The organism is Pusillimonas sp. ANT_WB101, from assembly GCF_008369125.1.
Lineage (GTDB): Bacteria > Pseudomonadota > Gammaproteobacteria > Burkholderiales > Burkholderiaceae_B > Allopusillimonas.
Map to the genome: position 1 here is coordinate 1 of NZ_VOAY01000004.1, position 23,226 is coordinate 23,226.

At 55.0% G+C, this 23,226-nt stretch carries 23 protein-coding genes and 2 pseudogenes; 5 read left to right on the forward strand and 20 right to left on the reverse strand.

Annotated features, from left to right (window positions below):
• Nucleotides 1-309: IS3 family transposase (locus tag FQ179_RS16190; RefSeq protein WP_149398373.1), on the forward strand; the 309-nt coding region annotated here is incomplete at its 5' end.
• An 83-nt stretch (nt 310-392) separates the two neighbouring features.
• Here FQ179_RS16190 and FQ179_RS16195 read toward each other — a convergent pair.
• Nucleotides 393-506 (reverse strand): annotated as a pseudogene (locus tag FQ179_RS16195) (transposase); the annotation flags it as partial.
• 420 nt (nt 507-926) lie between these two features.
• On the opposite strand from FQ179_RS16195, the pseudogene FQ179_RS16200 reads away from it, so the two are divergent.
• From FQ179_RS16200 to FQ179_RS16210, 3 genes and pseudogenes are all read left to right on the forward strand, one after another.
• Nucleotides 927-1,216: pseudogene (locus FQ179_RS16200) on the forward strand (type II toxin-antitoxin system RelE/ParE family toxin).
• Between the two features lie 11 nt (nt 1,217-1,227).
• The gene (locus FQ179_RS16205; RefSeq protein ID WP_149398374.1) at nt 1,228-1,530 is read left to right on the forward strand and encodes an addiction module antidote protein; all 303 of its coding nucleotides are present in this window, start codon (nt 1,228-1,230) and stop codon (nt 1,528-1,530) included.
• A 296-nt stretch (nt 1,531-1,826) separates the two neighbouring features.
• Nucleotides 1,827-2,405 (forward strand): YkgJ family cysteine cluster protein, encoded by a 579-nt coding sequence (locus FQ179_RS16210; RefSeq protein ID WP_149398375.1) that lies wholly within the window; start codon nt 1,827-1,829, stop codon nt 2,403-2,405.
• A 146-nt stretch (nt 2,406-2,551) separates the two neighbouring features.
• On the opposite strand, the gene pnp is transcribed toward FQ179_RS16210, so the two are convergent.
• Together pnp and rpsO are read right to left on the reverse strand one after the other, a co-directional pair.
• Complete coding sequence (gene pnp / locus FQ179_RS16215) at nt 2,552-4,696, reverse strand: polyribonucleotide nucleotidyltransferase (protein WP_149398376.1); 2,145 nt, start codon at nt 4,694-4,696, stop codon at nt 2,552-2,554.
• An 88-nt stretch (nt 4,697-4,784) separates the two neighbouring features.
• Nucleotides 4,785-5,054, reverse strand: coding sequence for a 30S ribosomal protein S15 (gene rpsO / locus FQ179_RS16220; protein WP_137239502.1), 270 nt, complete (start codon nt 5,052-5,054; stop codon nt 4,785-4,787).
• A gap of 673 nt (nt 5,055-5,727) precedes the next feature.
• Here rpsO and FQ179_RS16225 point away from each other — a divergent pair.
• Nucleotides 5,728-6,255 carry a hypothetical protein gene (locus tag FQ179_RS16225; RefSeq protein ID WP_149398377.1) on the forward strand — a complete coding sequence of 176 codons (528 nt, stop codon included), beginning with the start codon at nt 5,728-5,730 and terminating at the stop codon, nt 6,253-6,255.
• On the opposite strand, the gene pssA is transcribed toward FQ179_RS16225, so the two are convergent.
• The 17 genes from pssA to FQ179_RS16310 all read right to left on the reverse strand — a co-directional run bounded on the left by pssA (nt 6,194) and on the right by FQ179_RS16310 (nt 23,211).
• Nucleotides 6,194-7,114, reverse strand: a complete 921-nt coding sequence (gene pssA / locus FQ179_RS16230; RefSeq protein WP_149398378.1) for a CDP-diacylglycerol--serine O-phosphatidyltransferase — start codon at nt 7,112-7,114, stop codon at nt 6,194-6,196. The genes FQ179_RS16225 and pssA overlap by 62 nt on opposite strands.
• Nucleotides 7,104-7,790 carry a phosphatidylserine decarboxylase gene (locus FQ179_RS16235; protein WP_149398379.1) on the reverse strand — a complete coding sequence of 229 codons (687 nt, stop codon included), beginning with the start codon at nt 7,788-7,790 and terminating at the stop codon, nt 7,104-7,106. Before FQ179_RS16235 ends, pssA begins: the two co-directional genes overlap by 11 nt.
• Before the next feature lie 189 nt (nt 7,791-7,979).
• Complete coding sequence (locus FQ179_RS16240) at nt 7,980-8,819, reverse strand: heme ABC transporter ATP-binding protein (protein WP_149398380.1); 840 nt, start codon at nt 8,817-8,819, stop codon at nt 7,980-7,982.
• Between the two features lie 4 nt (nt 8,820-8,823).
• Nucleotides 8,824-9,840, reverse strand: coding sequence for an iron ABC transporter permease (locus tag FQ179_RS16245; protein WP_149398381.1), 1,017 nt, complete (start codon nt 9,838-9,840; stop codon nt 8,824-8,826).
• Nucleotides 9,841-9,858: 18 nt separating this feature from the next.
• Nucleotides 9,859-10,677, reverse strand: coding sequence for a hemin ABC transporter substrate-binding protein (locus tag FQ179_RS16250; RefSeq protein WP_149398777.1), 819 nt, complete (start codon nt 10,675-10,677; stop codon nt 9,859-9,861).
• Entirely contained in the window at nt 10,677-11,732 is a 1,056-nt protein-coding gene (locus FQ179_RS16255; RefSeq protein ID WP_149398382.1) for a hemin-degrading factor, read from the reverse strand. The genes FQ179_RS16250 and FQ179_RS16255 overlap by 1 nt, the downstream gene beginning before the upstream one ends.
• Nucleotides 11,733-12,067: 335 nt before the next feature.
• Entirely contained in the window at nt 12,068-13,084 is a 1,017-nt protein-coding gene (gene ilvC, locus FQ179_RS16260) for a ketol-acid reductoisomerase (RefSeq protein ID WP_149398383.1), read from the reverse strand.
• A 101-nt stretch (nt 13,085-13,185) separates the two neighbouring features.
• On the reverse strand, nt 13,186-13,677 hold the full coding sequence (gene ilvN / locus FQ179_RS16265) for an acetolactate synthase small subunit (protein ID WP_137239520.1): 492 nt from the start codon (nt 13,675-13,677) through the stop codon (nt 13,186-13,188).
• A 10-nt stretch (nt 13,678-13,687) separates the two neighbouring features.
• A complete protein-coding gene (locus tag FQ179_RS16270; RefSeq protein ID WP_149398384.1) occupies nt 13,688-15,412 on the reverse strand; it encodes an acetolactate synthase 3 catalytic subunit in 1,725 nt (574 codons plus the stop codon).
• A 381-nt stretch (nt 15,413-15,793) separates the two neighbouring features.
• Nucleotides 15,794-16,480, reverse strand: coding sequence for a TetR/AcrR family transcriptional regulator (locus FQ179_RS16275; protein ID WP_149398385.1), 687 nt, complete (start codon nt 16,478-16,480; stop codon nt 15,794-15,796).
• 44 nt (nt 16,481-16,524) lie between these two features.
• Nucleotides 16,525-17,226, reverse strand: a complete 702-nt coding sequence (locus tag FQ179_RS16280; protein WP_149398386.1) for an ABC transporter ATP-binding protein — start codon at nt 17,224-17,226, stop codon at nt 16,525-16,527.
• Nucleotides 17,223-17,993 (reverse strand): ABC transporter ATP-binding protein, encoded by a 771-nt coding sequence (locus tag FQ179_RS16285; RefSeq protein WP_149398387.1) that lies wholly within the window; start codon nt 17,991-17,993, stop codon nt 17,223-17,225. The genes FQ179_RS16280 and FQ179_RS16285 overlap by 4 nt, the downstream gene beginning before the upstream one ends.
• Nucleotides 17,990-18,934 (reverse strand): branched-chain amino acid ABC transporter permease, encoded by a 945-nt coding sequence (locus tag FQ179_RS16290; RefSeq protein ID WP_149398388.1) that lies wholly within the window; start codon nt 18,932-18,934, stop codon nt 17,990-17,992. The genes FQ179_RS16285 and FQ179_RS16290 overlap by 4 nt, the downstream gene beginning before the upstream one ends.
• Nucleotides 18,931-19,803: a branched-chain amino acid ABC transporter permease gene (locus FQ179_RS16295; RefSeq protein WP_149398389.1), complete on the reverse strand. Its 873-nt coding sequence runs from the start codon at nt 19,801-19,803 to the stop codon at nt 18,931-18,933. Before FQ179_RS16295 ends, FQ179_RS16290 begins: the two co-directional genes overlap by 4 nt.
• A gap of 86 nt (nt 19,804-19,889) precedes the next feature.
• Nucleotides 19,890-21,122, reverse strand: coding sequence for an ABC transporter substrate-binding protein (locus FQ179_RS16300; protein ID WP_149398390.1), 1,233 nt, complete (start codon nt 21,120-21,122; stop codon nt 19,890-19,892).
• A gap of 92 nt (nt 21,123-21,214) precedes the next feature.
• A complete protein-coding gene (locus FQ179_RS16305) occupies nt 21,215-22,840 on the reverse strand; it encodes an AMP-binding protein (RefSeq protein ID WP_149398391.1) in 1,626 nt (541 codons plus the stop codon).
• Nucleotides 22,841-22,842: 2 nt separating this feature from the next.
• Nucleotides 22,843-23,211 (reverse strand): DUF6285 domain-containing protein, encoded by a 369-nt coding sequence (locus tag FQ179_RS16310; RefSeq protein ID WP_149398392.1) that lies wholly within the window; start codon nt 23,209-23,211, stop codon nt 22,843-22,845.
• Nucleotides 23,212-23,226 lie beyond the last annotated feature (15 nt).

The following is a 23,226-nucleotide window of genomic DNA, read 5'->3' on the forward strand; positions in this document are numbered from 1 at the left end:
CGCCAAACCCCGTTACTTCATTCGGATCAGGGCTGGCAGTATCACATGCCCGCGTATCGACGGCAGTTGGCAGAACATGGGTTGACCCAAAGCATGTCACGCAAGGGAAACTGCCTAGATAACGCCTCCATGGAAAGTTTCTTTGGCACACTCAAGTCGGAGTTTTTCTACCTAAACAAATTCGATAGCGTTGAACTACTTGACGCTGGCCTGCGGAAGTATATTCACTACTACAATCACGAGCGGATCAAGACCAGATTAAAAGGACTGAGTCCAGTTCAATACAGGACTCAGTGCTCAGTGGGTTAACCACCCGCTTCAACTGTCCAACTAATTGGGGTCAGTTCAAATCGGGGGATGGGCACTCATCACACGCGGTTAATCACACCGTTTCAACCGCACAGGGCCAAGACCCGCATGCGGTAGTTTTCAAAATCCCTAAACCCAAACGCACGCCGCAAGATCATTTCCATTTTTGTGTGGAAACCCTGAGCATCGCCGGTATTGTCTATCATCCATTATCAGCCGGCGCATCTCGGTTGCAACACGGGCTGGCGTGGCGGACCGACAATACCAACCCCGCCCTCAAAAGAATGCTGACGCTGGCCATCGTCCAGCCGACAACTGATGACACCAGCCCACAATCTCACACCACAGTTTGATGCAAGGTACCGTTGTTAGATTCGATACCATCACAAGCTGTATTACGTGTGGGAAAAACCACTACTTGCTCTCAATGAGCATCATCATATAAAAATCACTCAAACCCTTACAAAATATCGTTTTACTTAACGGCCTCACCGCGCCGACAAAAGCATCAACCAGGTCGCGAGGCGGCAACCCCACCACTCCAGAATCAAAGACCCGGCAGCGAGCGGCAAATTAAATAGCTGTGTAATCGTATCCTGTTTTATACAATTGAATTCATGAAGTCAGTCTTCACCACCGAGATTTTTGACACTTGGTTCGCGGAGCTGCGTGACAAAATAGCCAAGAGACAAATTCAGGCAAGGATTCGCCGGGCTAGGTCGGCAACTTCGGAGATTGCGAACCAGTTGGTGAAGGCGTCTCAGAAATGCGAATCCACCATGGGCCAGGCTACCGCGTGTGTTTTGCACAACAAGGCGTAGAAATCGTGATCTTGCTCGCAGGCGGCGATAAATCCACACAAAAGAAAGACATCAAAATCGCGCTAGAAATAGCGCGAGAACTGTAAAAGAGGCCGTCATGGCAAAAATTAAACTACGTAAATGGGATGCCGCTGAATACCTAAAAACCGAAGAGGACATGGTTCTGTACCTGCAAGCTTGCATGGACGAAGCTGGCGATGATGCATCACTCATTGCTGCAGCCCTAGGCGATATCGCCCACGCTAAAGGCATGACACAGCTCGCCAAGGATACAGGCCTGGGTAGAGAAAGCCTTTATAAGGCCCTTTCCGGCGAGGGCAACCCAAGCTTCAGCACAATCCTTAAGGTAATGCACGCGCTGGGCCTTAAGCTTGAACCTCAGCCTGCCACACATGCGTAAAATCAACAGCCCAGGGGGCTACCTAGAGCGCTTTTTTTCGTTGAAAAACAAACCCAGGCCCCAATCCGAAAGCAGGAACCCATCAAGCACGGGACGATTTTCCCGCATTTGCGAACGCAACGCATCCTGGCCGTCATTATCCTTAATAACGCTTCGCCGGCCCCACTCCAACGTGACATCAAACTCTGCACCTAGATCTCGCCAGAACTCGCAGGCTTATCGCGCACCAGCTCAGATATAATTAAAAAGCCGGATACGCCGGGCAATATTCGCACCCGCCATCACTGGGCATCACCATGCCGCAACTACCCAAATACTCGCACAATATCGTTTTTCTTAGCAGCCTCGCCCCGCAGAAAGAAGCTACTGCAGGGCCGCCAGGCGGCCCAACCACCATTACCCCGGGTATCAATGCTCGGCCGCTCGTGCGGCCAGCCACCCCTCGGCACAAGGCCGGCAATGACCCTGCCGCCAACAACCCCTGCCTTAGCTGTGGCGCCTGTTGCGCACACTTCAGGGTATCGTTCTACTGTGGTGAGATCGCCGGCGAAATTGGTGGCACCGTACCAGCCGACCTGGTCAGCCAGGTGGGCCCACTGCGCGCCTGCATGAAAGGCACCGAGTACGGCGGGCAACGCTGCATCGCCCTGCGTGGCGAGCTCGGGCAGCCAGGCGTTCACTGCGGCATTTACGAATCAAGGCCATCGCCCTGCCGTGAGTTCGACCCCTGGATGACTGATGGCAGCCCCAACCCCGATTGTCAGCGCGTGCGCCTTAACATTGGCCTGCCGCCGCTGCCCATACGCCCTCACGACGATGATGATGGCGGCTGCCCGTCTCATACACCTCCACGTCGCGGCGATATCGCCGCCTAGCACTTGGCAGCAGCCCGGCGTGTCAGTCGGGCTATATACACAAAAAAAACACCGCCTCGACAGCCGCATTTAATGCAGGCGACTGTCGAGGCGGTGTGTTTACTGCTGCACGTATACGGCCCGCAGGCCGCAACGGCATTTACTTATTACTGCGCCGGAGCTACGGGGGCTTGTGGGCCACCCTGGGCTTCGATACCACCAATGGCTTTCATGGAAAGACGCAGGCGGCCTTTGTCATCAGCTTCGATAACCTTAATGCGCACGCTCTGACCTACCTTAAGCACGTCATTGATGTTGGCGATACGGTAGTTGGCGATTTCAGAAATATGCAGCAAGCCATCACGCCCAGGAAGAACCTGAACAATGGCGCCAAAGTCGAGCAAACGCAGGACCGGGCCTTCATATTCTTGACCCACTTCGACGTCAGCGGTCAGCTCTTTGATACGGCGCTCGGCCTCACGGGCTTTTTCCATATCAGCACTGGAGATGGTAATGGTGCCATCGTCGCCGATATCAATCTGTGTGCCGGTTTCTTCGGTAAGCGCACGAATGGTAGCGCCGCCCTTGCCGATGACATCACGGATTTTCTCGGGATTGATCTTGATGCTGAGCATGCGTGGCGCGAAATCAGAAAGCTCGGTACGCGAACCTTCGATGGCTGATTTCATTTCGCCAAGAATATGCAGACGGCCTTCTTTGGCCTGTGCCAGCGCGATCTCCATGATTTCTTTGGTGATGCCCTGGATTTTTATGTCCATTTGCAGCGCAGTGATGCCACCTGCCGTACCAGCAACCTTGAAATCCATGTCGCCAAGGTGATCTTCATCGCCCAGGATATCAGTAAGCACGGCAAACTTGCCACCGTCTTTGATAAGACCCATGGCTACACCAGCCACGTGCTCACCAACCGGAACACCCGCATCCATCATAGCCAGCGAGCCACCACAAACCGACGCCATGGAAGACGAGCCATTGGACTCGGTAACCTCGGACACCACGCGAATGGTGTATTGGAAGTCTTCGGGCTTGGGCAGCATGGAGATCAGGGCACGCTTGGCAAGACGACCGTGGCCGATTTCACGACGCTTGGGGGCCCCGAAACGACCGGTTTCGCCGGTGGCAAACGGAGGGAAGTTGTAATGCAGCATGAAACGATCACGGTGCTCGCCCATGATGGAATCAATGATTTGTTCGTCTTGGCGGGTGCCCAGCGTGGCCACTACCAAAGCCTGTGTCTCACCACGGGTAAACAGCGCGCTGCCATGGGCACGCGGCAGTACTCCCAGGCGAATGCTGATGGGGCGCACGGTACGCGTGTCGCGACCGTCAATACGCGGCTCACCGTTAAGAATTTGCCCACGCACAATGTTGGCTTCGAGATCAAACAGCATGTTCTCGACTTCGACGCTGTCAGGCGTCGCTTCGCCCTTGGCGGCTGCGTGCTCGGCCAAACGGGCCTTGACGTCAGCGTACACTTGGCGCAACTGCGTAGTACGGGCTTGTTTTTCGCGTACTTGGTAAGCAGCCTGCAAACCCTCTTGGGCCGCAGCTGACACAGCACGGGCGAGTGATTCGTTTTTGGCGGGTGGCTGCCAGTCCCATTCGGGCTTGCCAGCTTCGGCAACGAGCTCGTGAATGGCATTGATCGCCGCCTGAGACTGCTCGTGACCAAACACTACGCCGCCCAGCATGATTTCTTCAGACAGTTGCTGAGCTTCAGACTCAACCATAAGCACAGCAGCTTCAGTGCCAGCTACGATGAGATCCATCTGCGAGCTTTCGAGCTGGGTGGATGTGGGGTTAAGCACATACTGCCCATCAACATAACCTACGCGCGCAGCGCCTATAGGGCCGTTGAATGGGATACCCGAAATGGCCAGCGCGGCAGAAGCACCGATCATGGCGGGAATATCAGGGTTCACTTCTGGGTTTACCGAAACAACATGGACGATAACCTGGACATCGTTATAGAAACCTTCGGGAAACAACGGGCGCAGCGGACGGTCGATCAGACGGCAAGTGAGAATTTCTTTCTCTGAAGGCCTGCCTTCGCGCTTGAAGAAGCCACCCGGAATGCGGCCGGCCGCATAGGTTTTCTCTACATAATCTACAGTAAGCGGGAAAAAATCCTGCCCTGGCTTGGCCGTTTTGGCTGCCACTACCGTCGCAAGAATAACGGTATCATCAACAGAAACCAACACGGCGCCCGATGCCTGGCGAGCAATCTCGCCAGTCTCCAGAACAACTGTGTGCTGGCCGTACTGAAACGACTTGCTCACTTTATTAAACATTACAAAGTATCCTTACAATAAAAAAACCGTGCACACCACGACAAAGCGCGGTGTCCACGGTTGCATCGCGGGGAGCTAGCCCCGGGTATCACTTACGCAGGCCGAGCTTTTCGATAAGCGAACGGTACGAATCTGGATTGCGACCCTTCAGGTAGTCGAGCAACTTGCGGCGGCGGCTAACCATGCGCAGCAGGCCACGACGCGAGTGGTGGTCTTTCATGTGTGCCTTGAAGTGACCAGTAAGCTCGTTGATGCGCGCGGTAAGCAGCGCAACCTGTACTTCAGGGGAACCGGTATCACCCTGTGCGCGCTGGTATTGCGCGACGATGTCGGATTTGTTGATGTCGGAAACAGACATTATTTAGCCTCTTTAACTGGCGACAGAGCCGAGGTGCCCTGACGTGGTCGGATTAAAAATCTACAATAAAAATAGTGTCTTCCTGGCAAGGCTTATGTAAATATACGCCTAACATAACGCAAGGAAGCAAGCATTATACCGGAAAAAAAAACCGATCCTTGTTCGTGCACGTGAGGCGGGCACAGCGTCGGCGTAACCTTAGACGCTACGACCATGACTGCCTCACCCGCTAAAGATGCACTAGCCTTGCAGCTCGACAAAGCATCAGTGGGTTTGTTTCTGCCACGGCAGACGCACGCCTTCAGGGGCAACCCGCATCACACTATTTAGTAGCCCTTGGGTTGCGCTTCGGTGGCTATATAGAGTTGTGCTTGGGCCGTGTTTCGGTAGCTACTATAAATAGTGCTTAGTTTGTATTTGGCTAGCTTTATAGCAGCGTTTGGCTTGTGTCTCGGTAACTAGTAGCGCCTGAATCGTATTTCGGTGGCTTTATGCATTTTTCTGCTATGTTTACCACACTCGAAAATCAAGTAGATGCGCTCTGCGTTAAAAGTTTATAGATACAGGTAGAATCAAAATAAGCCTGCGCACGATCCGCAAACACTCTGGCACTGCCCGACGGTTGCGATGCGTTTATTTTCGCCCTGCGGGGTGATGCTTTCGGGAGTTTTAGATGAACACTACCGCTCGCCTTCCTGCCCATGGGCGATATGCCGGGGCAGTGGTACTGCTGGGTGCGCTGTCGGCCTGTGCCAACATGGCCAACACACTTCCTGGCACCTCTTTGGCAGACGTGGAGGCCAAGTTTGGCCGCCCCACGCTCACCTGCCCCGCCCCCAATGATGCCTTACGCGTTGTTTGGAGCCAACAACCCATGGGGCAGTATGCCTGGGGAACGGTTGCTGATCGTGCCGGCAATACTAACCACATAACGCAACTGCTTACCGATCAACACTTTGAGCTACTGGCCAAGGGTACCTGGACACCCCAGCAGGTGCGCTGCGAGTTTGGCCCCCCAGCTGAAATCGCTACGGTTGGCCTGCCTTCGGTAACGCAAATCGTGTGGAGCTACCGATATCGCCAGGCAGGCGCGTGGAATTCATTAATGTACGTGTACTTTGGCCAAGACGGACAAAAAGTTACACGCTTTCATCCGGGCCCCGACCCGATGTTTGATGTGGATAGCTTTCCGTGGTTTTAACCCCACCCAGGCCGCCAACACCATCGGCGCCAGGTGGTCGATAAGCAGGCTGTGAACCGATTGAGGGCTCTGCCGGTTGATCGGACACACCTTCAGCGTGGCCCTGACGCCTGCGCGTAAGCTCTCGAGCGCGGCGCCAGCGCCACAGCATGGTGACCCAGCCCGAAACCCCGTACACGCAAAACAGACCAAACAAGACGATGGGGGGATCGCTGGAAACAAACACAAATACCGCGACCAACACCAAAATGACCCAAAACGGCACACTGCGACCCAGCGCAAAACTTTTGCCGCTGTAGAAAGGCGCGTTAGACACCATGCAGACGCCTGCATACACCGTAAAGGCGAAAGCAAGCCACGATACGACCATGGAATCAATGGGCAGTTTATTGTCAACCGACAGCCAAACAAAACCGGCCACCAACGCGGCCGCAGCCGGACTGGGCAAACCCTGGAAAAAGCGCTTGTCGACAACGGCAATATTGGTGTTGAAACGAGCCAGCCTCAGCGCGGCTCCGACAACATAGATAAAAGCCGCCAGCCAGCCCCAGCGCCCAATGTCTTGCAGCGCCCATACGTACATGACCAGTGCAGGCGCCATGCCGAAGGAGATCATGTCAGCCAGCGAATCGTACTGCTCACCGAAGGCAGACTGGGTATTGGTCAGGCGCGCCACGCGCCCGTCCATGCCGTCAAAGACCATGGCCAGGAAGATCGCTATGGCAGCGATATCGAAACGGCCGTTCATGGCCTGTACGACGGCGTAAAAGCCTGCGAACAGATTGGCCGTGGTAAACGCGTTGGGCAACAGGTAAATGCTGCGTCGGCGTCGAGTTTCTTCTGATAAATTATTTGGCATAAGTAGGGATGGCGGGAGCGTCATCGGTTTGCTGAAGTTCAGCCAGCACAGTGCTGGTGGCTTGAACTTTGTCGCCAATGGCCACACGAGGACGCGAACCAAGTGGCAAGTAGACGTCTACGCGAGAGCCAAAGCGGATAAACCCATATCGCTGGCCCGCATACAAATTATCACCTGACTTAGCGTAGCAGAGAATACGCTTGGCAACGAGGCCCGCCACCTGCACAGATGTAACAACATGCCCCTGCTTAGTCAGCAACACAATGGCATTACGCTCATTTTCAAGCGAAGCTTTGTCCAGGGAAGCGTTGAAAAACTGCCCTGCAAAGTAGTTGATGGAGCGTACCGTGCCACTGACTGGCGCGCGGTTGGAGTGCACATTAAAGACGTTCATGAACACACTGATTTTTAGCGCATCACGCCCGGCATAGGTGTCGCGTACTTCTTCAACCGCGACCACACGACCATCGGCGGGCGACAGCACATTCAGCTCGCCGTCCGGCGCGCTACGCGGTGGATCACGGAAAAACTGCAGTACAAAAACTGACAGAATCCAGAATGGGATGGAGGCAAGCCCCGACCAGAAGCTGACGATAATGGACACGACAACGATACCGGCCAAAAAGGGCCAGCCTTCGCGCGCAATAATAGGATGGGGGTAAGGTGGTTTATTCATTGTAGGGCGAAGGATAACCGAAATAAGTAACGCATTTACACTCCTGTAAGGCTTTATTGTAATGGCGAGCCCGGCCTGTCCTACCTGCCGGAAGTATGTTTGCCGACGCGAGCAATCCGCCAGCAATCAAGAAAGTCATGGTTACACAACCGCTTCAGCACCGTGCCACGCCCAGACTCCGCCTTGTACTTACACCCCAAATACCACTAATGGCGTGCCAGGCTTCAACGGATGAGGCATAACGTGCACATTAACGCCGTACACCCTTTTAAGATTTGCAGGTGTGAGCACTTGGGCTGGCGTATCGCAAGCAAAAAGCATGCCGCCCTGGAGCAGAGCTATGCGATTACTCCAGCACGCAGCCAGATTAACGTCATGCACAATACATAAAACGCCCACACGCTCGTTACGCGCGAGGTCACTAATTGTTTTGAGCAGCATTTGCTGATGCAATGGGTCAAGGCTGGATGTTGGCTCATCAAGCAACAGGTACCGACCGTGCGGGTCTGACTCGCGCGAAGCCAATACTTGTAGCAGCACACGGGCAAAGTGCACCCGCTGCTGCTCCCCCCCTGAAAGCTCAGGGTAGCGTCGGTCAGCCAAATCCGACAGACCAGCCGTATCAAGCGCCCTGACACACAGACGCTTTACCTCGTGATCGTCCAGCTCCGAAAATGGATAGGCCCCCATGGACACGACTTCAGAAACGTCAAGATCGAAACCCAGGCCGGGTTTTTGAGGCAGCACGGCGCGCGAGCGGGCCTGACTCGCCGCGCCCATGAATGACAATGAGCTACCGTTGAGCGTAACCGCATCCGGCGCATTGAGAGTAAGGTCCAACCCGATGTCTGCTGCCAGCACCGACATAAAGGTAGACTTTCCTGCACCATTGGCACCCAGTAGCGTAACCAGCTCGCCTGGCCTGATCACCAGAGAAACGCCGTCGAGCACTACGCGGCCGCCGCGCAAAACCTTGATGCTTTCTGCCGAGAAGGCATCGACGGAGGAAGGTTTTAAATTCAGGCTCATACACCTACTTCGGCGCGGCGCGTCCGCGCGTCAGCATCCAAAAGAAAAATGGCCCACCCACCAGGCTGGTAACCAGCCCTATGGGCAGTTCGGCAGGAGTAATAACCAGCCGGGCCAACCAATCGGCAAGCGTCAGAACCAAGGCTCCGGCGAGCACAGAACCGGGCAGCAGGTAGCGATGGTGCGCACCCAGCATCATGCGCACAAGATGTGGCACGACCAAACCTACAAACGCAATGCCCCCTGTTACAGCCACGAGTGGCCCGATAATTAATGCTGTAACAACAATTAAACGACGTCGCACTGTAGCCAACTTAAACCCGAGATGCCCTGCCTCGCGCTCGCCCAACAGTAAGGCATTTAACACACGCCACTGACTGCCCAGATAGCCAAGCAGCAGTAGCGTCCATGGCCCAAGCCAGCCCAGCGTACGCCAGTCGCCCCCAGCCAGGCTGCCCATATTCCAGAACGTGAGATCACGTAATTGGGCATCGTTGGCCATGTAGGTAAAAACGCCAATCGCTGCACCCGCGATGGCGTTGATGGCAATACCGGCCAGCAAAAGGCCCGCTACCCCGGGATAACGGCTACCCACCACGTAGGCCAGAAACGTGGCGCACAGACTGCCTGCAAATGCGGCGACGGCAATGACAAAAAAACCTCCTGCCGTCATCACAATGGCAGTTACTGCACCAAGGGCCGCACCCGCTGAAATGCCAACTAAGCCGGGCTCGGCCAATGGGTTGCGGAATAATGCCTGCATAGCTACCCCGGTGGCCGCGAGCGCCCCGCCGACGACCGCACTGAACACGACCCGGGGCAGGCGGATTTCAACAAGTATGTCATGCAGCAGCTTATCGCTAGGGCCAAGCTCACCCCACAACAGATGTGGAAGGCTGGACCATGGAATGAACACGGCACCACTGGCGCTGGCGCCCAGAGCCACCAGCACAAGACATATTGCCAGCGCGCCCAGCAGAGGTTGCGGCGCCAGTTTGCGGGAAGGGGTAACAATGCGCATGAGGATGAAGTGTAGCGCCTACTGTGAGGCTTGCTTCAATTGCTGCAGGGCCTGGGCCACACGGGGGCCGATTCCGAGAATAAGCAAGTCGTCCATGACCTGGATGCGATGTTTGGCTGCCGCCGGCGTGGAGGCAATGCCGGCACGCTGCCTAAGGGACTCGAGACCGCCACTGGCCTGCACCGAGGCAGCGGTAACGATAATGAGATCTGGCGCCAATACAGCCAGAGCTTCTGCGGAAACCGGCTTGTAGCCGTGCTGTTCGGACATTACGTTTTCAAGCCCAGCCAGTTTGAGCACCGCATCTGCCGCCGTATCAGCACCTGCCGCCATAAACGAACCTGTACGATTGACCAAAACCAGTGCACGTCGGGGCTGTGATGGCTGAGCAATGGCCGTAGCGACCTCATTGCGAATACGCCGGACCAGGCTCTGACCCTTGGGTACTACACCAAGCTGACCTGCAATCTGGTCGATACGCCTGTACAGAGACTCAACAGAAGGTTGATCCGAGACCATGACGGTCGTAATGCCAAGCTGACCCAGGCGTTGCAGCGTTGCAGGGGGGCCGGCATTTTCGGAGGCCAGAACCAGGTCAGGGTTCATGGCTGCTACGCCCTCTAGAGGCACGCTGCGATAATAGCCAACACGCGGCAAACGGGTTGCCGCCTCGGGGTATAGGCTGGACTCGTCATCGGCAACCAAGCGCTCGCCTTCACCGAGCGCATACACGATCTCAGTGACACTGCCGCCCAGCGTTACTACGCGACGCACGTCAGCCACGCTTACTGTTGCCGTGGTGACGAGGCACAGCAACAACAGAATACGCGCAAACATTATGCCGCCAATGGAACCGGGCAGTAGCTGACCAGCAGCTCGCGCCATGCCGACAACTCAGGTACACCAGGCTTGCGTGCACCAAAAAACTGAACGATTAGCTGCCCTGTGGTGGAGTAGACTTCGAGCGACGTGACCCAGCCATCGCTGGTAGGCTTGTTGACCACCCATGCCGAAGCAATGGCAGTCGTATCAAGATGAAGATTGAAATGAGGATCGAGCACGTTAAACCATGGGCCGGTACGCCGATAAGCCTTGATGGGACCTGAATGAATTTGAACCATGCCGCGATTACCCACAAAACACATAAAGGGTATATCGCGCTGTGCGACATCGGTGATTACACGCTCGGCCATGTCGTTTGAAACCTGTTGCGCCAGGTCGGCCCCCACGGCGCCAAGAGCAGCCAGACGTGTAAGCTTGTGTCGTTGCAAAAGACTGAAAAACTCATGGGTGTCAGTCATGGCAAGCCATTCTGTACGCAGCGCTGGTGTGGCCTGCCCCTGCTTTTCTATATCAGGATCGGGAATGGCCTCAAACACAGGCCATGCTGGATCGGGATTTTTGTATTTTTCTACGAGTGCATGATAGGCAGCCACGTCGGACTCATCGGTAATATATACCTTGTGAACGGCCTGCCCTTCTTTATCAAAAAACTGCACGCTGAACCGACCACCGTCGTTGACGGCCCACGAATACTGCCACGGACCAAAAAACACACGCAGATCGATATCTGGGCCCAGCACCAGCCCCATGGTCTTGCCAGCGCGAATGTCTTCATACCGACCGTGCCGCTCATGAACGCACCAGTTATTACGGGTAAGCGCCATAACGCGGCCCAGGCTGCCTAGCTCTTTGAAAATATCTTGAGGTGGGGCTTTAAGTGCTGTGGCCTGAATGTTGCCGCAGTTTGCCGCGACGAGCTCAGCTTCGCTAACACCCAATGCGTCTGCGACAGCACGAATACGAGCATTGGGTATGGCAACCTTGGCCTGATCATACTGTTGCCTGAGCGCAAGCGCCTTTTCTGCGGATTTATCTGCATTGCCGTTCATAGTGAAGAACCTCAAGATGAATTTTGAAACAAGACATAGATAATAGTTTTCATTCGCGATTAGGACAAGATGTCATCAACAATTATCTTCATGCGGTTGCGCTTCACTTCGCTTGCTGTGACCAACTTACGGAAAGGCTTGCTCCATAAAGAGTACGCCCATGCTGAGCCGTCCGCACGAGAAGTTGGGCACTGTCCCAACTTCTGGCGATCAGTTCATGCCAAGCACACACGACAAAAAGCACCCCGGAGGAGTGCTTTTCGTACCACATGCAATGAACAGCCCATCAGGCCGTTAATGCACCTGCCCAGGCACGCCGCCCGGGTAGGCTTGCATTAGTTTTTGCTTTGATCGACCAGCTTGTTGGCAGCGATCCATGGCATCATGGCGCGCAGCTTGCCACCGACTTCTTCGATTTCTGATTCGGCGTTGATACGACGACGTGACACCAGCGTAGGTGCGCCTGCCGCGTTTTCAAGAATGAAGCTCTTGGCGTACTCACCTGTCTGGATGTCATGCAGGCACTGGCGCATGGCTTGTTTGGTTTCTTCGGTAACGATTTTAGGGCCAGTTACGTACTCACCATACTCTGCGTTATTGGAGATGGAGTAGTTCATGTTGGCAATGCCGCCTTCGTAGATAAGGTCGACAATAAGCTTGAGCTCGTGCAGGCATTCAAAGTAGGCCATTTCGGGCGCGTAACCCGCTTCGACCAGTGTTTCGAAGCCAGCCTTGATCAGCTCGACAGCGCCGCCGCACAGAACAGCCTGTTCGCCGAACAGGTCAGTTTCGGTTTCTTCACGGAAATTGGTTTCGATGATACCGGCACGACCGCTACCGATGGCGCATGCATAAGACAGCGCGATATCACGTGCTGCGCCCGAGTTGTCTTGGTGCACAGCGACCAGCGAAGGCACGCCGCCGCCCTGGCTGTATGTACCGCGAACTGTGTGGCCTGGAGCCTTAGGCGCGATCATGATGACGTCAATGTCTTCGCGAGGCTGAACCTGGCCGTAATGCACGTTGAAACCGTGAGCAAACGCAAGTGCTGCGCCAGCCTTGATATTGCCTGCAACCTGGTTGCGATATACCTCGGCGATGTTCTCATCAGGCAAGAGAATCATGACCAGATCGGCGCCCTTTACGGCTTCAGCCACTTCTTTAACCTGCAAGCCTGCGTTTTCGGCTTTCTTCCAGGATGCGCCGCCTTTGCGCAGACCAACGACAACATTAACGCCCGACTCGTGCAGGTTAAGCGCATGTGCGTGGCCCTGTGAGCCGTAACCGATAATGGCGACCGTCTTGCCCTTGATGAGGGAGAGATCGCAATCTTTGTCGTAAAAAACTTTCATTTAAAGTGCTCCGATACGTAATTAAGTTATTTTGTTCCTGGGTGCCGACAGGCGTGGCCAGGGTGCCCGGGCGGGCGCTTGGGCGCCCTGCCCGACGCGGGCTACAGCTTCAGAACGCGCTCGCCCCGGCCTATGCCGGATACACCTGTGCGTACTGTCTCAAGAATGGCGCTACGATCCAGCGCGCCGATAAAGGCTTCGATTTTACCTTGATCACCCGTAAGCTCGATGGTGTAGGCCTTGTCAGTCACATCAATAATGCGTCCGCGGAAAATATCAGCCATACGCTTTATTTCGTCACGCTCCTTGCCCACCGCCCTGACCTTGATCAGCATGAGCTCGCGCTCAATGTGCGGCCCTTCAGTCAGGTCAACCACCTTAACCACGTCAATAAGACGGTTAAGGTGCTTGGTGATCTGCTCGATAATTTCATCCGAGCCCTGGGTAACGATAGTCATGCGTGACAGCGTGGAGTCCTCGGTAGGTGCCACGGTCAGCGTTTCAATGTTGTAACCTCGCGCCGAGAACAGACCAACCACCCGCGACAGTGCGCCGGGTTCGTTCTCGAGAAGGATAGAAATGACGTGTTTCATGTTTCTCTCCTTACAGGTCTTCAGAACCGAGCAGCATTTCGGTCAGGCCGCGGCCAGATTTGACCATGGGCCAGACATTTTCAGTTTGGTCGGTAATAAAGTCGAGAAATACCAGCCTGTCTTTATGTTTGACAAACGCTTCGCGAATGGCGGGTTCGACATCGGCCGGCTTGTCGATACGTAGGCCAACATGGCCGTAGCTTTCAACCAGCTTGACGAAGTCAGGCAAAGCATCAACATAAGACTCTGAATAACGCGAGCCGTATTCGATTTCTTGCCACTGACGCACCATGCCCAAATAACGGTTGTTAAGACACAGTATTTTTGGCGTAAACCGATACTGGCTGCAGGTGGAAAGCTCTTGAATATTCATCTGAATAGAACCTTCGCCTGTTACCACCGCTACGTCGGCGCCTGGGTTAGCCATTTGCACACCCATGGCATAAGGCAAGCCCACACCCATGGTTCCTAGGCCACCCGAGTTTATCCAGCGGCGTGGCTGATTGAAACGGTAATACTGCGCCGCCCACATTTGATGCTGCCCTACGTCAGAGGTGACGAAGGCATTGCCGCCAGTAACTTCCCACAGCTTTTCGATGACAAACTGCGGCTTGATCACAGTATCGGACCCTTCGTAGTGCAGGCAGTTTTTGCCACGCCAGGTATTAACCTGTTGCCACCAGCTGGCCAGACGGGCCTTGTCAGCCAACGCTTCGGCACCTGCAGACTGTGTATACAGACCAATCATTTCTTGCAGCACGTCTTTGACGTTGCCGACTATGGGTACGTCAACCCGAACCCGCTTCGAAATGGAAGACGGATCAATGTCTATGTGTATGATTTTGCGCGGCGATTGCGCGAAATGGCGCGGGTTGCCGATAACGCGATCGTCAAAACGCGCGCCCACGGCCAGCAACACGTCACAGTTTTGCATGGACATGTTGGCCTCGTACGTGCCATGCATGCCGGGCATGCCTACCCATTGGTCATCATTACCCGGAAAAGCCCCCAACCCCATGAGCGTGGTGGTGCAAGGCGCGCCGGTGAGCTCAACGAATTGGCGCAGCTCTTCGTGCGCGTGGCCCAGTATTACCCCGCCACCCGCATAAATCATGGGGCGTTCTGCGGCCAACAGCATCTGCACGGCCTTTTTGATCTGGCCCTGGTGCCCTTTGACCACGGGAGCATATGACCGCATGCTTACTTCTCCACGCTTGGGCGTGAACTTGTACGTAGCAACGGTAATATCTTTGGGGATATCGACCAGAACCGGCCCGGGACGGCCAGTTTTCGCAATATAAAAGGCGCGCCGCATGGTTTCGGCAAGGTCTTTGATGTCGCGCACCAGGAAATTGTGCTTGACGCAGGGGCGAGTAATGCCCACGGTATCGCACTCTTGGAACGCGTCTTCGCCAATGGCCGCCGTAGGCACCTGCCCACTGAGGATGACCATGGGAATGGAGTCCATGTACGCGGTGGCGATACCGGTAACCGCATTGGTCAAACCGGGGCCGCTGGTGACCAGGGCCACACCTACCTTGTCGGACGAGCGCGAATAGGCATCGGCCGCATGCACGGCAGCCTGCTCGTGTCGAACGAGAATATGCTTGAAATTGTCTTGCTTGTAGATTGCGTCGTAAATATACAGTACTGCCCCGCCTGGGTAGCCAAACACGTGGTCTACGCCTTCTTCGGCAAGGCAGCGCACGACGATATCGGCGCCATTGAGTTCCATGTTGTATTCCTTTCGTAACCAGTACTTATGCCCCGACCGGCCCTGAAGGCCCGGGATTGAATCAGCTTCGACAACATGATCTGGCGCTTTGTGACTCACGGAGCCACGCCACCCAAACACCTTGCCGACCGACCCTTGCCCATCGAAACACAGCACGAGCGTTCATTTGAACGCGGGAGGTAGAAACGGAAGCTGTGGCATCACACGCTTGTGGCGCGGCCGGCAGCAAGTTATTAGAGGCGCAAAAAACCGGGCGGGTAGCCCGGGCAACAGTGCCTTTGGTTGCCCGTTCAGGATGAGCGAACGGACTAAGCCCACACTTTACCGCGTTGCAACAGGCCATGCAAATCGTATGTGGACGAGAGTGGACGCGGGTAGTGATCACGCCCACAAATAACGCGCCAGCACAGACCCAATAAAGTCGGCATAACCCGTCGCGTCTACCTGCTGATTGCGGTATTTGCGCCGCTTTAGATACCAGTCTTGCATCATGGCCTTGCACACTGAGGCCAGCAGCTGGGCATTGACCTCACGAAACACCTTGCCCGTCACACCCTCATCAATAATGGTGCGCAGAAAATCTTCGACCTCCAGCTCAATGGCAATCGCTTCCTTCTTCTGCTTTTCCGGCAGGCTTTTGGTTTCCATGAAGGAAAAATAAAACCAGGGCTGCAGCAGCTCGCTAAGGTAGACATGCGCCCTGACCGCCGCGAGCAGTTTCTCACGCGGGTCATCAATGCCCTGCGTGCACGAGTGCAATGTGCGGCGGGTGAGCATAAAGCCATGATGCTGAATGAGGTAGATGAGATCTTCTTTATTGCGAATGTACGCATACAGCCCGCCTATGCTCAGCCCGGAATCGGCGCTTAAATCACGCAGCGACATGGCATGAAAGCCTTTCAAGTTGGTGAGTGTGAGCGTCGAGTCGATAATGCGCACCAGGTTTCGTACGGCAACATGTTCTTTTTTTATGCGTACAAGCTCTCTATTTTCGCGATAAAGCTCGCGACAAATTTCGGCTTTGGAAAGGCTAAGATCAGCCTTGAACGACTCGAAATCACCAACCATCAATACGCTTCCCGTTAGTGTGGATCGCGAAAGTGTACGACGTTCTACACCGACAAATAACGATGCTGCGTCTCCTTGTCTTCAGCCAGCGTCTGGCTGTCAGCCTCATGCACCACTTTGCCCTTTTCCAGAATATAGGCCCGACGTGCATGGCGTAAGGCAAACCGCACACTTTGCTCGGTAAACAATATCGTGGTTGTTTTCGCCAGTTCGTCGATCAGTTCGCCAATCTGCTGCACAATCACCGGCGCCAGACCTTCATTAGGCTCATCCAGCAACAACAGCCGAGGTTCACTCATTAACGAACGCGCCACGGCAAGCATTTGCTGCTGCCCGCCTGACAGCGTTGCGCCATCCTGGTTGGCCAGCTCAGCCAGCATGGAGTATTGGTCGAAAATTCGCTCTACAGTCCAGTGTCGCGGTGCCCCAGGGCGGCTGTACTGTGCAACCTCGAGGTTTTCACGCACAGTCAGCCCCGGAAAAATACGCCGGTCTTCAGGCACCAGCCCCATGCCCAGTCGGGCGATACGGTAGGCCGGTTGGCCAGCCACCTCTTTACCAGCAAAAACCACGCGCCCTGAACGTGGCGGCGTCAGCCCAATAATGCTGCGCAGTGTTGTGCTCTTGCCTGCCCCGTTGCGACCCAGAAGGCATACTGTTTCACCCTCTTCGAGGCGTAACGACACGCCCTGCAATGCGTGGCTCTCACCATAATACGTATGGATGTTGTCGACCTCGAGCATCATGTCACAAGCTCCTCTTCGGTATCGCCCAAGTATGCCTTGCGCACTTCAGGGTGGGCGCGCACTTCGGCAGGAGTGCCCAGCACCAGTTTTTTGCCACGATGCATAACGAGAATACGGTCGGCAAGATCAAATACCACGCGCATGTCGTGCTCGGTAATCAGAAACGTATAGTCGCCCGTCTGCGCCAGCGACCGCACCAGCGCCGTAACACGCAGCGTTTCCTCAGGCGTCATGCCTGCAGTAGGCTCGTCCAGCAGCACGAGATGGGGCCGCGTTGCCAGCACCATGGCGATTTCAACCAACCGCTTGTCACCGTAACTAATAATGCCCGCACGCTGGCCTGCCAGGTCGGCCAGCGACAGACGCGCAAGCAGGCCGTCAGCTTCTTTCTGTATGGGCGTGTTGCGCGAGGCTAGCCTGGCCCATCGACGGCTGTCACCATGGTAGGCAGTCAATGCCACTTCGATGTTTTCGCGAACCGTCATTTCTTCAAAAATATTGTTGATCTGAAACGACCGCGATACGCCCAGACGGCTGATGCGGTGAGGTGCAAGCCCAGTTATGTCTTTACCCTCAAACCAGATACGCCCCGCCGTCGGCACCATGCGGCCGGAGAGCAGGTTGTAAAACGTCGTCTTGCCAGCACCATTTGGGCCAATAATGGCCAGCGTTTCGCGCGGAAACACCTCGAGCGAAATGTCCGACACCGCCGCCACACCCCCAAATCGCTTGCCCAGCCCTTCTATTTTCAGTATTGGCTCTGTCATTTGCGCTCCGTCCACCAGTCCAGCATGGTTCCAAGCACACCGCGCCTGAAGAACATCACCATCAATGCAAGCACAATACCCAGTACCAGCATCCATGCATGCGTCATGCTGGTGATCCAGGTTTCAAGCAGCACAAACATACCCGCTCCAAAAAATGGCCCCAGAAAATAACCGCTACCGCCCAAAATTGTCATAAGCACAGGCTCGGCCGACATTGACCAATGCACAAGCTCAGGGCTGGCGATACGCAGAAACGGTGCCATCAGCCCGCCCGCCAGGCCGGCAAAGGCGCCTGCCACGGTGAAAGCGGCAAGACGATACGAGCGAACATTGAGACCGCAAAAAGCCACACGCTCGGGGTTTTGGCGTATGGCGCGCAAAATCAGGCCAAACGAAGAACGACATATCAAATACAGCAGTGCGGACGCCAGCACCACAATACATAGCACCACCAGGTAATACACCGCTGGATCTCCCAGCGTGAGGTTCAGGCCAAGGCCAAACGACGTCACCGCAAAGCCCGCAATGCCGTCGCTGCCGTTGGTAACAGAGCGCCACTGATGCACCACGGCAAACACCATCATGCCAAAGGCAAGCGTTAGCATGGCGAAATACACCTGATCAAGGCGCACACTCAGAAACCCGATCACCAGTGCCAACAGCCCACCCGCACCGACTGACACAGCCAGACACGCCAGCAGAGGCCACTGCAGCGATTGCAGCAGCATCGCCGTGGCATAAGCACCTACGCCAAAAAACGCAGCATGGCCAAAGCTGAGCATGCCGGTATAGCCAAAAACCAGATTAAAACTGGCCGCAAACAGGCCAAGAATGAGAATTTCAGTGGCAATGAAAATATAGAAATACGGAGCAACCCACGGGACTGCCACCAACATCGCCAAAATAATGATTGATATCGCTATGGTCAGTGGCTGCCTCATGACGATGCTCCCTTGCCCATCAAGCCCTGGGGCTTTAGCAGCAACACAACCGCCATGCCCAAAAATGGCAGCACCAGGTTCACCTCCGGAAAGAAGCGCCCGCCCAGTCCATGAATAAGCCCGAGCACTACGGCGCCAAGTAAAGCACCCGGGAAGCTGCCCAGCCCACCAATAACCACCACGATAAAACTCTCGATAATGATTTTGTCGCCCATGCCGGGGTCAATGGCACGCATGGGTGCCGCCACCACGCCGCCGACTGCCGCCAGCCAGGCTCCGAACGCAAACACACCGGTAATGACCAGACGGGTGTTGATGCACAACACTTGTGCCATCTCGCGGTCAAGGGCTGCTGCCCGCATGATTTTGCCGATTCGGGTTTTGTTGAACAGCAGCCAGAGGCCACACACAGAAACTAGCCCAACACTGATAACAAACAGACTATAGATGGGATATGTGACCCCGCCTGGCAGTGCCAGCGTACCCTTGAGCAAATCAGGCGGGTCAATAATGTGAATACCTGTGCCCCAGATAAGTCGTACAGATTCGTTAAGTATCAACATCAACGCAAACGTAAGCAGCAGGCTGTCGGTTACCTCTCGCTGATAGATGAAGCGCAGCATCAAACGGTCAATAACCACGGCAAGCGCAGCCACACACAGCGGTGCTACCAGCAAGGTGAGCCAGAAGGGCATGCCCAGGCCTGCAATACAGGTATACGCCAGATAAGCACCCAGCATATAGAGCGCACCATGCGCAAAATTGATGACGTTCAGTACGCCGAAGACGATGCTCAGACCAACGGCAATGACAAAAAGCAAAAGACCAATATCAAGACTATTCAGCAAAGCGGTGCCGAGACTACCCATGGTGCCTCCGAAAAGAAGTTGGCTCACGCCTGCGCGCAGCACATAGGCTTACGCACAGGCGTTGGCATTCACAATGAAGCGTATGCCTACAACTTGCAGGCCGGATCCACCGGCGGCGTTACCTTCTCGCCATCAAAATTTTCCACATCGGTCAGGGAGCGAACTTTATCTGCGGTATTCATGGCCGCTGTCAAACCCCACGTTGGCCCGATCAAGGCCTGATTGTCACCAACGCGCAGCGTGACCTTACCGGCAGGAGTATCGAGAACCATCCCTGAGAGCGCCTTGGCCACGGCCTTGCCATCTGTAGACCCTGCTTTTTCGATGGCCTGCTTGATCGCATAGATGGCCACATAGGCACCTTCGGCGTTGTAGCTAGGTGGGCTGTTGTACTTCTGCTTGTATGCCGAAACAAATTTCTTGTTGGCCTCTGTGTCATGTGAGTCGTACCAGTACCGTGTACCCAGCCACACACCTTCAGGCATTTGCTCGCCCAGCGCGGTCAGTACCTCTGTTGCCGCCCCCACCGACATCAGCACAGTCATGCCCTGCTTGAAAAAACCACGGTCATTGGCCTGGCGCACAAAGTTGACCAGATCACCGCCCCATAGTGAAATCAGAACGCCGTCCGGCTTGCTTTCCATGACGCTATTGATAAAAGGCGTGAAGTCTTCAGCACCAAACCGTGGAAATGAAGGCGATGTCGACAGCTCAACGTCAGGTTTTTTCTCTTTAAGATATTTACCGAAAAACTCCCAGGACTGATGACCAAACGCGTAATCAGGGCCAATCGTCGTCCATTTTTTGGCGCCTGATTTTGCCGCAATCGCAGCAGCCCCACCCATGTTCTGGTTTACATTGACGCTGACACGATACGTAAACGCATTGCACAGTTTGCCCGTAACATCAGGCGTTGCGGCGTGCGTGATGATAAAAGGCTTGCCAAGCTCTGGCAGCACAGGCACCAGACCCTGCGCGACGCCCGAGCTGTCCAGCCCCATCAAGACATCGACCTTATCCTGATACACCAGTTTGCGTGCAGCTTGTATGGCCACGGCTGCCTTACCTTGCCCGTCTTCGAGCGTAAGCGCCAGCTGACGCCCCATTACACCGCCAGCGCCATTGATTTCATCCATGGCGAGCTGTATGCCCTGCTCCGCAAACTTGCCATACGAAGCGGCACTGCCCGACATAATGTAAATAGCACCGATACGCACGGGTTGCTCTGCGGCATGCGCGGCAGGCAATGCTCCAGGCACCGACAGAACGCCGGCCAATGCGAGGGTTGTGATAACCCGATTAGTAAGAAACTTGCACATATGCTGTCTCCCTTGGTTTTGTGGCGCGACTTTTGACGCGTCATAATTATGTTGCTGCTGTCTCCTTCAAACCTCATCAGTATTTATGTGCGTTAACCTCCTCCGGTCAACTGATCACGCAGAATGTTTTTGCGGATCTTGCCGGTAGACGTTTTCGGCAATTCGCCGAATACAAATTTGCGTGGCGCCTTGTACGAAGCCATATTGGCTTTGCAAAAGACGATGAACTCTTGTTCGTCAGGTATGTTTAACGGGTCTTTCAGCGCAATGAAGGCACAGGGGGTTTCGCCCCATTTTTCATCAGCCATGGCGACAACGGCCGCCTCGAGCACGAGCGGGTGTCGATACAAAACATCTTCGACTTCCTGGCTGGAAATGTTTTCGCCCCCTGAAATAATAATGTCCTTGGCTCGGTCTTTAACCTCGGCATAGCCGTCGGGGTGCATGACGGCGAGATCTCCGGTACGAAACCAGCCATGTGCAAAGGCTTCTTGGGTAGCCTTCTCGTTTTTAAGATACCCCTTCATCAGCGTGTTGCCACGCATCAGCATCTCGCCCATGGTCTTACCGTCTGCAGGCGCCAGCGTGCCCGGCTCGGTGCCTTCAACGGCCACCTCGTCAATGGCATAAAGCCCCACGCCCTGCCTGGCCATTTTTCGAGCCAGCGCATCGACATCCAGGGCTTTCCATTGGTCTTGCACGACACACACTGTAGATGGGCCGTACGACTCGGTCAGCCCATAAAGGTGTGTGATATCAAACCCAACCTGCTGGCCTTTGCCAATAACTGAACTGGGTGGGGCAGCCCCGCCAACGGCAAACTGCACGGGGCGATCCAGCTTGATGCCGGCTTTGTAAAAGTCATTAACCAGCATATTAAGCACAATGGGCGCGCCGCACATATGGGTAACCAGGTTGCGTTGTATGCGCCCCAGCACCTCATCAGTCTGTACTTTGGGCAGACAGACATGGGTTCCACCTATGGCTGTGACCGCCCATGTGTAAGCCCAGCCATTGCAGTGAAACATGGGCAAGGTCCACAGATACACAGAATCTGCCGTCATATTGAGGGCCATGGCATTGCTCATGGCCGCCAAATAAGCGCCGCGGTGATGGTAAACCACCCCCTTGGGGTTGCCCGTGGTACCCGACGTGTAATTGAGCGAAATAGCATCCCACTCGTCGGCCGGCTTTTGCCAATCAAAATCAGGTTCGCCCATTTTGATCATTTGCTCATAGCTAAAGCGCGCCAGCCCTTTCGATGCACCGGCTTCTCGGGCCACAGCCACCAACAGCGGCGGTGCAACCATATCGACAAGAGCCTGTTGCACCAGCAACTCGAATTCAGTGTCGTAGAACAGCACTCGTGATTCGCCATGATCCAGAATAAACCTTAACGTTGCCACATCGAGTCGAGTATTTAGGGCATTGAGCACAGCGCCCGTCATGGCAACAAAGTAATGGCTTTCAAGCAGTTCGTGGGTGTTAAAGCACAAGACGGAAACCGTATCGCCCGTCTTGATGCCCATGCTGTCGAGCACCGAGGCCATGGCACGGCAGCGATCATAGACCTGCTGGTAGGTCAACGACATATCGTCATCGATAATGGCGGTTTTTTCTGGGAACACATGCGCCGACCGCTGCAAAAACGAAAGCGGGGTCAGGCTGGAGTAATTTGCCGGGTTTTTGTCCAGGCCCTGCTGATACTTGTTGACCATGTTCAGTCAGCCTCTTGGCGAAGATATTTTGGATTACTTAACGCCAGCTTTTCTTGTGTGAGCGAAAGCAATAGCGCGCGCAGCGACGAATGGCGCGACGTGTCAATGCCACGTCGGCGAATCAAGGCGGCCAACCCGGCCTCTGTAGGCTGCGTGCCCTGCACCTTTTCAGTGTGCAGAAAACCCGCTATCCGGCCACCACCCTGGCCGCCCGCAACCTGGCTTGCAGCCAGCTCACGCGCGGCAATCGCCATGGCATTCGCTATCATCAGTACATCATAGGTTTTGTCTTCGGGCAATAAGGGAAGCAACTCATCCAGTAACGCGCGACGCGCCACAGACAGCAACTCATCTCCAGCGGGTCTATTCACGCAAGCCTCCTGTTT

What these genes read in the sequence shown, in the direction of transcription:
- FQ179_RS16205 (WP_149398374.1), top strand. Translation starts at nt 1,228, where the DNA reads ATGGCAAAAATTAAACTACGTAAATGGGATGCCGCTGAATACCTAAAA.
- FQ179_RS16210 (WP_149398375.1), top strand. Translation starts at nt 1,827, where the DNA reads ATGCCGCAACTACCCAAATACTCGCACAATATCGTTTTTCTTAGCAGC.
- pnp (WP_149398376.1), bottom strand. Translation starts at nt 4,696, where the DNA reads ATGTTTAATAAAGTGAGCAAGTCGTTTCAGTACGGCCAGCACACAGTT.
- rpsO (WP_137239502.1), bottom strand. Translation starts at nt 5,054, where the DNA reads ATGTCTGTTTCCGACATCAACAAATCCGACATCGTCGCGCAATACCAG.
- FQ179_RS16225 (WP_149398377.1), top strand. Translation starts at nt 5,728, where the DNA reads ATGAACACTACCGCTCGCCTTCCTGCCCATGGGCGATATGCCGGGGCA.
- pssA (WP_149398378.1), bottom strand. Translation starts at nt 7,114, where the DNA reads ATGCCAAATAATTTATCAGAAGAAACTCGACGCCGACGCAGCATTTAC.
- FQ179_RS16235 (WP_149398379.1), bottom strand. Translation starts at nt 7,790, where the DNA reads ATGAATAAACCACCTTACCCCCATCCTATTATTGCGCGCGAAGGCTGG.
- FQ179_RS16240 (WP_149398380.1), bottom strand. Translation starts at nt 8,819, where the DNA reads ATGAGCCTGAATTTAAAACCTTCCTCCGTCGATGCCTTCTCGGCAGAA.
- FQ179_RS16245 (WP_149398381.1), bottom strand. Translation starts at nt 9,840, where the DNA reads ATGCGCATTGTTACCCCTTCCCGCAAACTGGCGCCGCAACCTCTGCTG.
- FQ179_RS16250 (WP_149398777.1), bottom strand. Translation starts at nt 10,677, where the DNA reads ATGTTTGCGCGTATTCTGTTGTTGCTGTGCCTCGTCACCACGGCAACA.
- FQ179_RS16255 (WP_149398382.1), bottom strand. Translation starts at nt 11,732, where the DNA reads ATGAACGGCAATGCAGATAAATCCGCAGAAAAGGCGCTTGCGCTCAGG.
- ilvC (WP_149398383.1), bottom strand. Translation starts at nt 13,084, where the DNA reads ATGAAAGTTTTTTACGACAAAGATTGCGATCTCTCCCTCATCAAGGGC.
- ilvN (WP_137239520.1), bottom strand. Translation starts at nt 13,677, where the DNA reads ATGAAACACGTCATTTCTATCCTTCTCGAGAACGAACCCGGCGCACTG.
- FQ179_RS16270 (WP_149398384.1), bottom strand. Translation starts at nt 15,412, where the DNA reads ATGGAACTCAATGGCGCCGATATCGTCGTGCGCTGCCTTGCCGAAGAA.
- FQ179_RS16275 (WP_149398385.1), bottom strand. Translation starts at nt 16,480, where the DNA reads ATGGTTGGTGATTTCGAGTCGTTCAAGGCTGATCTTAGCCTTTCCAAA.
- FQ179_RS16280 (WP_149398386.1), bottom strand. Translation starts at nt 17,226, where the DNA reads ATGATGCTCGAGGTCGACAACATCCATACGTATTATGGTGAGAGCCAC.
- FQ179_RS16285 (WP_149398387.1), bottom strand. Translation starts at nt 17,993, where the DNA reads ATGACAGAGCCAATACTGAAAATAGAAGGGCTGGGCAAGCGATTTGGG.
- FQ179_RS16290 (WP_149398388.1), bottom strand. Translation starts at nt 18,934, where the DNA reads ATGAGGCAGCCACTGACCATAGCGATATCAATCATTATTTTGGCGATG.
- FQ179_RS16295 (WP_149398389.1), bottom strand. Translation starts at nt 19,803, where the DNA reads ATGGGTAGTCTCGGCACCGCTTTGCTGAATAGTCTTGATATTGGTCTT.
- FQ179_RS16300 (WP_149398390.1), bottom strand. Translation starts at nt 21,122, where the DNA reads ATGTGCAAGTTTCTTACTAATCGGGTTATCACAACCCTCGCATTGGCC.
- FQ179_RS16305 (WP_149398391.1), bottom strand. Translation starts at nt 22,840, where the DNA reads ATGGTCAACAAGTATCAGCAGGGCCTGGACAAAAACCCGGCAAATTAC.